This is a genomic window from Corallococcus praedator (assembly GCF_003612125.1).
Taxonomy (GTDB): Bacteria; Myxococcota; Myxococcia; order Myxococcales; family Myxococcaceae; genus Corallococcus; species Corallococcus praedator.
Genome location: NZ_RAWI01000298.1, coordinates 1 through 11,817, shown reverse-complemented (window position 1 = coordinate 11,817; position 11,817 = coordinate 1). Strand labels below are relative to the sequence as shown.

At 73.8% G+C, this 11,817-nt stretch carries 3 protein-coding genes; all 3 read right to left on the bottom strand.

All coding sequences use genetic code 11. The features are described 5' to 3' along the window. A partial coding sequence (locus D7Y13_RS29695; RefSeq protein ID WP_147452519.1) for a right-handed parallel beta-helix repeat-containing protein occupies positions 1–6,187 on the bottom strand: 6,187 nt, incomplete at its 3' end. Further along, the gene (locus tag D7Y13_RS29690) at positions 6,184–9,813 is read right to left on the bottom strand and encodes a phage tail protein (protein ID WP_120630843.1); all 3,630 of its coding nucleotides are present in this window, start codon (positions 9,811–9,813) and stop codon (positions 6,184–6,186) included. The genes D7Y13_RS29690 and D7Y13_RS29695, both read right to left, overlap by 4 nt. Next, a partial coding sequence (locus D7Y13_RS29685; RefSeq protein ID WP_208734503.1) for a baseplate J/gp47 family protein occupies positions 9,810–11,817 on the bottom strand: 2,008 nt, incomplete at its 5' end. The genes D7Y13_RS29690 and D7Y13_RS29685, both read right to left, overlap by 4 nt.

The window sequence follows — 11,817 nt, the reverse complement described above, 5'->3', positions numbered from 1 at the left end:
CGCCCCCCTCGTGGCGCACGGTGTTGCCGCGCACGCCCACCTCACCGCGCCAGTCGATGGCCACCTCGTGCAGCAGCGCCTGCGCCAGCGTGTTGCCGCTCTCCAGGAAGACGTTGTCGCGCACCACCAGCTCGCCGGAGCCCGCGAAGGAGGCGACCGACTGGCCCAGACCCGGGTCGCCCGCGGTGGGCAGCCCCCCGCACGCGAAGAAGTGGTTGTTCGCCACCACCGTCACCGCCAGCGCCTGCCGCAGGACGACGCCCGCCACCGCGCACCCCTCCAGCCGGTTGCCCTCCACGTCGAGGAGCGACCCCGGCTGCGCCTCCGACTCCGTCATGACGTGCCCCGAGGGGGGCAGGACGGTGATGCCCGTGACGGCGTCCCGCACGGTGTTTCCGGACAGCCGCACCCGGCCCTGCACGCCCGCCAGGAAGAGGCCGTCCGCGGGCTGGGGGAAGGTGTCGAAGACGGGGGGAATCAGGTCGCCCGGATCCGGAGCCTCGCCCCGCGCCAGTTGCTCCAGGGCCTTGCGCAGCACCTCCAGGATGCCGCCCAGGTCCGTCATGCCGGTGACGATGACGACGAGCGACGCGGAGACCTTCGTGGCGCGCTGGCGCAGGTACTCCTGGAGCCGGGCGATGCGCGACGTGTCGTCCTCGCCCGGGTTCAGGCCCTGCTCCGCCGAGCGCAGCAGCACCGCGGTCGCCTCCAGCTCCGGCGTCACCGGGCTCCCCTTGACGGCGATGGAAGCCCCGGCGCCCTTGCCCACGGCCTCGGCGGCCAGGTCGGCTGGCTCCCGTACCAACTGGTGCAGGGCCTGGCGGGTGACGTCGTCCGGCTGCTGGGTGGTGAGCCGCTGGATGGCTTCCCGGATGCGCTGGAGGACGCTCTCGCGGAACTGCCCGTCGATGCCCACGATGTCCAGGGCGCGGCTGTAGTGCGACACGTAGAGCGCCATCGAATCCGTGAGCACCTTGCCGGGGGGCATGCCTCGCACCGCGAGCACCAGCGCGCCCAGCGCGGCGAGCCTGCGGTCCAGGGGATCCGCCCACACCGGCCCCGTGGGCGGCAGCGCGATCGTCGTCGGCAGCACGTCCAGCGTCTGCACGCGGATGCGGTCCAACAGGCCCCGCGCGATGGCCACCTGCTCCGAGCGCTTCTGCGGCTGCGCGATGGCGGCGAGCACCGCCTGATGCGCCTGGGAGGAGAGCGCGGACAGCTCCGCGTCCCCGCTCACCAGCTCCGACAGCTGTCCCACGGAGGTGCCGAAGGAGCGCAGCTGCTTCTCCACCGTGTCCTCGGATTCGGTGACGAGGCCCGCCGCCTGCCGGTCCAGGTTCGCGGTGTACAGGCCGATGGTGGCCGTGCGGCCCTGCGCCGTCACGCGCTCCGCGTCCTCCACGGAGAGCGTCGCCTGGGGCACCTCGCCGTTGGTGAACTCCATGATCTGCTTGAGGGTGGAGCGCAGCCGCTCCACCGGCCGCGACTGCCCCCCCGTGCGCTCCACGTCGCGGTAGTCCGCCTCCACCTGCAGGGCCAGCTGCGGGTGGACGTCCTTGAGCTGATCCGCCAGGGCCTCCTTGGACTGGCGCAGTTGCAGCAGCACGTCCGCGCTGGCCTTCACTCCAATGGAGCGGCCCCTGCGCGGGAGCTGCTCCAGGGCGCTGGTGGCGAAGGTACCGATGATGGTCTTCCGGGGGCCCACCGCCTGTCCGATGACGGGCTGACGGGCCTTCTGGGCCTGCGCCTCGCGCAGCTGCGCCACCTGGCTCAGGCCCGCGGCCAGCGCCACGCACCGCTGTAGATCGCCCGGTTCGCCCTGCACCTCCGCGATGGCCTTCAGGAGCGTCTTCTTCACCGTGTCGGGCAGGCCCTGCACCAGGACCTCGAAGGAGCCCTTGATGCGGTCCGCCGTCTTCGCCACCGCGTCCTTGCCGGACACGGTCGCCAGGTCGAACTGCGCCACGGTGTCCCAGGCGTCCTGGGACAGCTCCTCCGGCGCGGTGAAGCTGGAGGCGCGGGCCAGCGACGAGCGGACCGCGTTCGACGTCTTCGTGTGGTCCTCGAAGCCCTGGGCGGCGCGCATCTCCGCCACTTCGCGCACCAGCATCTCCGTGAGGGTCGCGGGCGTGCCGCCCAGGTCCTTCAGTTGCTGCGCGAGCGTGTCCAGCGGTCCATACAGGCCCCGGCCCAGTTGCTGGCGCCCGTCCTCGTCCGACCCGGTGTACTGCAACACGGTGGCGTACATGCCCACCACGGCGGAGTGCACATCGCCGCGCTCCAGCCGGAGGGTGGCCGGCGCGAGTCCCAACTGCTGGAGGACCCCGGCGATGGGCGGCAGCTTCACCGGCGGTTTCACCGGTGGCACCGCGGTCTTCCTCACCGGCGCGCGGAGGGTCTCCACCTCGTTGTCCTCCACGGTGAGGCCCAGGCCGGACACCACCGCGATGCCCGCCACGCGCACCTCCGCGTCCTCCAGCCCGGGCGCGCCGTACGCTTCCGTGCGCCCCACCTGGAGCAGCCGGTTGCCGCTCACGTGGGCCTCCTCCACCCCCGCCAGCACCACCGCCCCGCGCAGCGTCAGCCGCTCCAACCACCGCAGCGCCGCGTCCAGGGGCGCGCGCACCCGGGGCGTCACGTTGGCGAACAGCGCCTCCACCAGCGGCCGGGGCTGGGACCGCGCGCCCGGGCTCAGCTTCGTCTCCAGGCCTGGATCCAACCGGGACAGGGCCAGGGTGTTGTCCGTCTGCGACGGCACGTCCGCCAGGGCCACCTGTTCAAAGCGGTTGTCCTCCACGCGGATCCGCCCCACCGCGCCGCCCGTGCCCCAGGCGCGCACCGCCGCGTCGCCCAGCGCCCGCACCACGTTGCCCCGGATGCGCACGTCGAACACCGGCTGCGGACCGCCCAGCAGGATGCCAATGCCCGGCGTCGCTTCGCCCGCGCCCTCGATGCGGTTGTCCACCACCTCCACGTCCGTGGCGGGGCGGCCGTTGGACTGACCGTCGTCCAGGCCGTCCCCCACGACGATGCCGGCCACCACGCCCAGCACCGACGCGGCGGGCACGGCGGGCAAGGCAATCCAGGAGTCGCGCACGCGCAGTCCCCGGCCGGAGAGCTGGATGCCTACCTGGAACAGGCCGTCCGACACCGCGTTGCGGATCTCATTGCCCACGACGTCCACGCCGTCGCCGGCGATCTGGATGCCCACCGCTCCGGAGCCCAGCACCTGGTTCTCCGCCACCAGCACGCGGTCCACCGGGCCGGTGGCGCCGCCCTCGGCCAGATCCTGCACGAGGATGCCCACGTGGAAGCCCTGCACGCGGTTGCCCCGCACCTCCACGCCGGACAGCGTGCCGTCCGCCACGTGGATGCCGGTGGTGGCCTCGCCCAGCGGCTGGAGCCGGTTGCCGGTGATGGACAGCGTGTCGATGAAGAGGCCCGCGCGCGGGAAGGCCGCGAGGAAGCGCTCGGCCAGATAGGGCGCGTAGGGTGCGACGGCGATGCCCGTCGCCGCGACGATGCGGTTGTCCTCGATGTGGATGCGCGCGCAGGTGCCCGTCACCAGCACGCCCGTCGCCTCGCTGCCCGCCTGGTTCGCCTGGAGGTGGCAGCGGCGCAGCGACACGCCGCTGGAGTCCGCCAGGGTCACCACGCCGTGCGGCAGCGTCTGCAAGGCGTCCAGCAGGGGCTTCGCCTCCGGCAGGTCCTCCAGCGGCTTGCCGGGCTGCAGCCGTTGCAGCTTGCGCAGTTGCACCAGCGTCGCCACCACCGAGCCCGCGGCGCGGCCCTGGCCGGGCACGAGGATCTTGATGCGCTCGGCCACCACGTCCACGAAGTCGGCCTCCGCGGACGGGTGCTTCACGTCGTCCGTCTCCAGCACGCGGTCGTCGTCCACCTCCAGCAGCGGCACGAAGCGCAGGCCGTCCGTCGTCGAAACGCGGGGTATGGACGCGAGGAGGGAGGGCTGGGGCTCGCCAATCACCACGTCCTCGAAGGGCGCCTCCACCAGCCGGAAGTCCTCGATGCGCACGTCGCCCAGCAGGCCGCAGCGGTCCACGAAGAAGGCGCCGCCGGAGCCCTGGGTGCGCAGCTCGGTGGCGTCCCCATCCCCCAGCAGGTGCACGGAGGACAGGTTGCGCAGGAGCACCGGGTGCTCCAGCTTGTAGCGGCCGGCGCGCACGAAGATGGAGCCCCCCTGCCCGCTCAGCCGATCCACCGCCGCCTGCAAGGCTTCATCGCCGGTGATGCCCTCGAGCATGTCCTGGTCGATGTCGCCGAAGCTGCGCACGCCGTCGCCCACCACCACCGTGAAGACGCCGGGGCCCGTCACCCGCTCGGACAGCTCCACGAGCCGGTCCCTCACCTGTGCGAGCGGAAGGTAGCGGGGCCGCAGGTCCTCGAAGGCGCGCGCCGCTCCACCCTTCACGCGGGCCAGCGGCACGAAGTGGTGCACCGGGCCGTGCACGGGCGCGTCGGTGAGCTGCTCCACCTCTCCCCGGGCCGCTCCGTCCGCCGCGTGCACCCGCGCGGTGAAGGACCAGTAGTCCCCCGTGCGCCAGCCGTTGCCGGAGAAGGCCAGCGTGATGCCATCCGGGAAGCGGTAGCGCAGGCCGGTGACGAGCAGGTCGCCGCCATCCCAGCGCCGCACCACCGCGCCCTGCGCCGGGTTGAAGGCCCGGCCCAACGTGCCCCCCACCGGCACCGGCACGGGGTCCGTGGTCAGCATGGCGCTCGCGTCCGCCAGCTCCAGCTTGCCCGTGTCCGCCTGCACGCCGCGCAGCCGCCGCAGCACCGGCTGGGACACGCCATCCGGTTGGAGCCGCGTGACGCGGTCCTCGATGACGATGAGGTCGCCGGCCCGGAGCTTCGCCGCGCTCTCGGGGGACACCTGGAGCGTCATCGCATCCGCGGACGCGGGCGCGGTGAGCGGGAGCACGGTGGAGCCGTTGTCACGCGACCAGAGCACCACCGGCCGCGCTCCGCCCTCGAACAGCTCCACGCGGACGTGGAGGTTGTCGGAGCCCAGGTAGCCCTCACCCGTGGAGGCGTTCTCGGTGGAGAGGCAGCGGTCGCGGCACGGGTCCAACGGCTCCGGCGGAAAGCGGTCCGGCAGCGCGCCCTTCGGGACGTTCGTCGTGAGACGTCCCCCACCCGTGGGCGTGGGAAGGATTTCAGCGTCGGTGGCGGACAGGCCCTGGAGCGCGCGCACCTGGGACACGAGCCGCAGGCGCACGGTGGTGTCGTGGCCGTCCAGCGCGGGCTCGTCCAGGAAGGCGTCGTCGTACCGGGTGGTGGTCAGCTCCCAGCAGTCCAGGAAGAAGAAGTGGTGCCGGCTGCCGTCCGCCGGCAGCGCGGCCAGCGGGGGCGCCTCCGGCAGATCCGGCTGCGCGGTGTAGCGCAGGTCGCGCTCCAGGAAGACGCGCACGCCGTTGAGCAGCATGCGGCCCGCGCCGGGCAGCGTTCCGTCACCGCCCCGGATGACGACGTCGGGGCCCAGCGCCGCGTCCTCCACGCGCAGCGCGGACACCCAGGTGCGGGCCACCGGCGGCAGGCCCAGCACGCCCCAGGCCTTCACCTTCGTCGCGTCCACGCCCGTGAGCGCGGAGACGGGGAAGCGCACGTCGTGCCAGCCGGAGGGACGCTGGCCCAGGCCCGCGGAGACGATGGCTTCGTGGCCGTCCGTGTCCGCGACGACCACGCGGATGTCCACGATCTCATCGTCGGTGGGCGGACGCTCGAAGCGCAGGCCCATGACGAGCGCGGAGGCGCTGAAGGTGGAGCCGTCCGCTCTGGTCACCCGGGTGAGGTCCAGGGGCGTGGGCAGCGTGCGGCGCAGCGCCACGTGGCCCCGGCTGCGCACCACGAAGGGCAGCGTCTCCGCGTCGTAGCGGTCCAGGCGCAGCTCGCGCGGGATGACGCGCTCGTCGCCCGGAGGCAGCCCCTGCCCCTCCCAGCCGAGCACGTTGCCAATGGGGTCCACGAGGAACGTGTCGCCGATGCGGAAGCCGTCGTCGGGCGAGCCGTCGGCCACGTCGGCGGAGCGGCGGCGCGCGTCCACGGTGCGCAGCCGCACCTCCTCGTTGTGGTCGGCGTCGAGGCTCATGCGCCCCATCTGCTGATAGACGCCGGAGAAGCGCCGGGCTTCGTCGAAGCGGGACCTGGAGGTGTACGCTTTCACGGTCATGATCGGCTCATCCGGGTGAGGTCGTCTTGGGTGCGGTCGGCGTGGAACGGCGTGACGCCAATGGGCATGCTGTCGTCGGTGCGCGCGAGCAGCTCCCGCTCGTGGTTGGAGCGTTCGCCGTGGGCGCCGGGGAGGCCGCCGCGCTCGGAGGCGCGGAGCGCTTCGGGGCCGTTGTTGTCCGCCAGCACCAGGTAGCCCGGATCCGTCTGGCGGTTGGATTGGAACGACACGGTGTGCACCCGCGACTGGTGCGACACCGGGGGCTGACCGCCGCGCCCCAGCAGGCTGTAGCGGACCCAGCCCAGGTCCGGACGGTCCGTGCGCACCTCGCCCGCGAAGGCGCAGGAGGAGGCCTCCAGCACGCCCGCCTCGGTCGCGCCCAGCACCGTGCAGTGCCGCAAGCGCACGCGCGCACCGGCCGCGCGGATGGCGGTGGCCTCCCGGCTGCCCGCGTCGAAGGTGCAGCCCGCGGCGATGAGGTGCACCCAGGGCGGCAGCTCGATGGCGCCCACCATGCAGCCGTAGAGGCGCAGCTCCACGTCGGGCGGAGGCAGCGAGCGGCGCGCGCTGATGTCCTGATGCCCACCGCCCGGCATCCACAGCCCCACCTGCCCGGGCGCGCCCAGGTTGCACCAGCGCAGGTCCACCGCCCCTCGCGTGAGCACCAGGTCCAACCGCCCCGCGACCCACAGGCCGGCGAGCCATACGCGCGTGTCGGCGCCTCCGCCGAAGCCCGGGTAGAGCGCCAACGAGACGCCGTGCTCATCCGCGCCGATGCAGGGCGCCGCGCCCGTGTCCGCGGAGAAGAGGGACAGGCCCGACTCCAGTCCCTGGGACAGGCGCTCCGGTGGCAGGCGCGGCGAGCCGATGAGGCCCAGGACTGGCGGCGTGCCGAAGCCCAGACCTTCCGCGAGGGTGGCGACGATGGGTCGCTCCACGTCACCCGCCGCGAGCACTCCGCCCGCGCGCTGCGGGGAGATCCACGCGGTGACGGGACGCCCGGCGCCGGGGAGGTCCGGCGGCTCGGGGAGCGGGAGGTCCGGCTCCGCCCAGTCGTCGGGCGGACGGCGGTCCGGAGGGAGCAGTCCCGCGCCCAGGGATGCGCCCCGTCCCACGCGGGCGGAGACGGTGACGCGGCCCAAGGGGGCGTCGTCCTGGAGCACGATGCGGCCCAGGCGCGGATCCACCGCCACGATGCCGTCGGCGTTGCTCGGGGCCAGCGTGTTCCAGGGCCCCAGGCTTCGCTGACGCAGCCGGAACGGGTGGCGCCGCAGCCGACCGGGCACCGAATACCGGCGCGCATCGCCGGACAGCGACGCATCCCGTGCGTGGTACGCGCCGCCGGGACGCGCATCCAGCGGGAGGGGCTGGCCCGGACGGGGCTCGATGAAGACGGCGCCGTCGTTGGCGACGTTGAAGCGCAGGAACTCGTCCGGCAGCAGCGCCAGCTCCGGCAGGAACGCGAGGTATCCACGCCCGCCCAGGGAGAAGACGACCTCCGACGCGGGCAGCGGCACGGGGTCCACGAAGAGCGCGCGCCCGTCGGCGTACAGCACCTGGCCGGGAATCGGAGGGTTCGTGCCGTCCGCTTCCAGGGGGCCCGCGACCCACGCGCTCGCGCCCGACGTGAGGGACAGCGCGCGGGGCCGCGTCGTGTCCGCCCACACGAGGGCTTCGATTCCGGTGGCGGTCTGCGTGGCCACGAGCACCCCGGGCAGTGCCGGATCAATGGGCAATGGCACCAGCGGACGCCAGGCCGGACTCGCGGACGCGGGGTCACACCCCATCACCGTCACGGCCAGCTCCCCGGTGACGGCCTCCCCGCCCACGAGCACCAGCCCCTGCGGCGTGCCGAGCAGCGTCGCCGCCTTGCGCTCCTGGCGATTGCGCACCGCGTGCGGACGCCACGTGCCCCCCCCGACAGGCAGCGACCACAGGTCCCCGGTGGGCGCGCCACCCAGGTCTCCGCCAAAGATGAAGAGCCGTCCCCCGCGCACGCACAGGCTGGGGGCCAATCGCGCCGCGGGCTGGCGTGGACTCGGGGTGTCCAGCCGCGTCGCCGTCGGGGTGGCGCCGTCCAGCGCCGTCACGGACCACACGCCCAGCTTCCCCGCGCCGTCCGGGGCCACCAGCAGCAGCGCGTCCGCGAGCGCCGCCACCGACATGCCCGGCCCATCCGGAGGCGGGGCCCCCACCAGCTCCTCCGCCTGCCACGGTCCCCCGTCGGCGCTCGCATCGAAGCGGACCAGGCGCAGGCTTTCATCCGCGAGGTGCTGCTCGATGCGCACCCCCCACGGTGTTCCCGCCAGCTCCACGCGGACGGCGTTGCTCCGGGGCAGGCCCAGGCGGATGCCGGTGGTGAGCGTGCGCCACGTGCCGTCCGTGTCGCGAAGGCGCGGCTCGCCCTTCAGGCGTTCGACGAACAGGGCCGCGGTGGTGCCGCCCAGGAGCTGGTTCGCGTCCGGGGTGACGGTGACGGTGTTCAGCGCTCCCGGTTCCAGCACGGAGGTCAGCAGCGTCGTGTCCGACTCCTCACGCGCGGCGAGCAGCATGAGGCGCCACTGGTCTCCCGGCGATGGCCGGCCCCGGTCCGCGAACCGGAGCGTGGGCGCGGGTCCCACGGGCGCGATGGGCAGCGGGCCTCGCAGGAGCGGCAGCGCTTCCGGCCCCACCAGCGGAATGCCGTCCACGGAGACGGTGAGGGCATCCGCGCGCTCCGCCGCGTCCGCGTCCTCCGCCAGCGCGGTGGGCGTCAGCAGCATCGCCGCCGTGCGCCCCGTCGCGAGCGAAGCGGGTTCAGGCTCATGGCGCGCGGTGAGTCCTCCGGTCAGGTCCGCGCGCTCCAGTGGCTGGAGCCAGACCAGGGGTCCATCCCGGTCCAACGGATCCACGCGGAAGCCCCGGTAGCCGTTGGGCAGGACGTGCACGACGGCGGGGGTCACCTCCTCCAGCTCCACGGGCGTCAGGCGCGCGGTGCGGATGAGGGCCACGTCCGGACGGGCCCAGCCCAGCAGATCCAACGTGCGCGGCGAGGCGGCGTTGCGTCCCGCGTCCGCCCGGCCCAGCCGTCGCAGGGCCTGGTCCAACGTCTCGCCCGGCGCCACGCCCAGCAGCGGACCGCGCTCGGGGATGCCGTCGCGGGGACGCTCGGTGCCGGCCGAGCGGCGCGTGAGCGGATCCGAGAGGCCGATGGGATCCCACACCACCGCGGTGCGTCCGCGCCAGGGCAGCAGGTCGTTGAGGTCCTGCGTCTCCAGGAGCGAACGGAAGGCCTCATCCACCTCCGCGTCCCAGAGGCTGGTGACGGAGAGCAGCTCCTCCAGCGACGCGAGCGTGCCCTTGCGGCGACGCCACGCCACCGCGCGCGCCACCACGCCACGCTGCACGCGGGGGTCGTCGGTGATGAGCCGTGCGCCCATCAGCTCCGCCAGCAGGGGCAGCGCCTGGGGTCCGGCCCGTTCGACGAAGTGATCATCCCAGAGCTGGTCCACCGCGCCGGAGAACGCGTCCAGCTCCGTGCCCAGCACGGCGAGCAGCTTGAGGAAGGGATGATCCGCGAGGCCGGCGTCCCGCGCCGTGTAGAGGCCGGGCAGGAGCTGGAGCAGACGCTGCGAGGGACGGCTCATAGGTCCTGCGCCTCCTCGTAGAACAGCGCGACGCCGTCGCTTCCGCCCGCGGGCGGCGCCCACGCGAGCAGCTCCCCTGGCGCGGTGGAGATGCGCTCGGAGAGCGACGGCGGCGTGCCCTCGCGATGCAGCCCCTGCACCACCACCGAGCGCAGCCCGTCGATGCCGGCGAGCGCGCCGTACACGTCCGACAACTGGAGGTCCTCGCCCAGCTCCACCCGGTCCGGATCCAACAGGCCCGGCTCGCGCTCCGGCTCGCGGTCCACGCCCAGCCGCAGGCGCGTCTGCTGGAGCACCGTCACCGGATCCGCGCCCTTCACCAGGCGCAGGAGCAGCCGCAACCGCACCTCCACGCGCTGCCGGTTCCGCAGGCGCAGCTCCACGCCGGGGGCCACCCTTGCCGCCAGGTGCGCGCCCAGCGCCTCCAGGTCCTCCCGGCCCAGGGCCGCTCCGTCCAGGCCCGACACCACCACCGTCAGCAGGCGTCGGCGCACGCCATCGCGGAAGACGTTCGCCCGGTGCACGCCGTCGAAGACCTGCGTCAGCGCCTGCACGTCCGACACGGACACCGCGCGGTCCATCGCGCCTACCATCGCGGGCCCGAGCACGCGCGCCAGCGCCGGGGCCTCCGGATCCGTTCCGCCGGACAAAGGCAGCGGGTTGAAGGTCTTCTCCACGCAGGGATGCGGGGTGCCCATCGCCGTCAGCCGCAGCGCCGTCCGGTTGCCTCCCACACCCCGGCCCACGCGGTAGCGCACGCGCACCTCCGCGCCCAGCGGCAGCGCCGCGCCGTGGTCCTGACCGCCTACGCGCAGTCGCGCGGCGCCTCCCGGCAACGACTCCACCGCGAAGGCGGGCTCGTCCTGAGTCGCCTCCAGGAGTGAATCCACCGGTCGCCACGGACGCCCCCCCACCGTCAGGGACACCTCGGGCCTGCGGCCTCCCGCGTGGCTCGCGTCCCGCAGCCACGTCACGGGGGTATGCAGGAGGGGCACCGTCCGCCGGTCCAACACGGGCTCGGCGACCTCCTCCACCGTCGCGCCCTCGCTGACGAGGGTGTTGTTGCCCAGCAGCACCACCCGGTCCAGGGCGTACGCGCGGGAGAGCGGCGGCTGGAACGTCACCTGCGTCATGGGCGTGCGCTGGCCGGCGGGCGTCTCCATGCGCACGCGCAGCACCCGCAGCGCTTCGCGGTAGATGCGCTCCGTGCCCTTCGCGCCTCCGGGGCCCAGACGCTCCACGTCCTCCGCCACCACCAGCCAGTCGCCCGGCCGCACCGGAGGTTCCTGGGAGGAGAGCCCCGAGGCGTCCGTCAGGGGCTGTAGGAAGAACGTGTCCACGCCGGCGCCGGCAAGGCCCAGCGGACGGGCCACGCCCGCCTCCGCGCCGAAAGCGATGTCCGCGCGGTTCAGCGCCTCGCTGCCCTTCAGGAGGACGAGCTGATCCCTCGCCTCCTGGATGAGGCCGTTCACGAAGCCATCCAGGAACGTGACCATCCGGTCCAGGCGTCGCGCGTGCGTGGCGGGGTCTTCATCCGCGCAGGGAGCCAGGGCCTCCTCGAGCGCGGCGAGCGCATCCGCCTGCCGCTTCTGGAGGTTGCGAAGCTGCCGCGCGACGATCTCCTGCGACTCCGACAGCGCACCCACCGGACGACCGGGAGGAGGCACCGCCTGGGCCACCACCTTCTGCGCCTCGCACAGTTGTTCGCAGAGCGCGTCGAGCGTGCCCTTGCAGCCGGAGTCCCCTTCCAGGTCCAGCGTCTTCATGAGCGACGCCAGCTTGCGCGCGTCCTGCCTCGCGCGAGCCACCCGCCGCTCCTCCAGCGGACCATGGCGCTGCACCTCGATGCGGTCCTGAAGCCCCGCGAGCACCGAGCCGGGGCCGAAGATGCCGCCCGTCGGAGCCGGTGCCCCGGGCTCGCCCGCTTCCCCTGAAGGCACACCGTTCCCGCCCGTGCCGCCAGTACCTCCGGTCCCACCCGTACCACCGGTCCCCGTCCCCGAC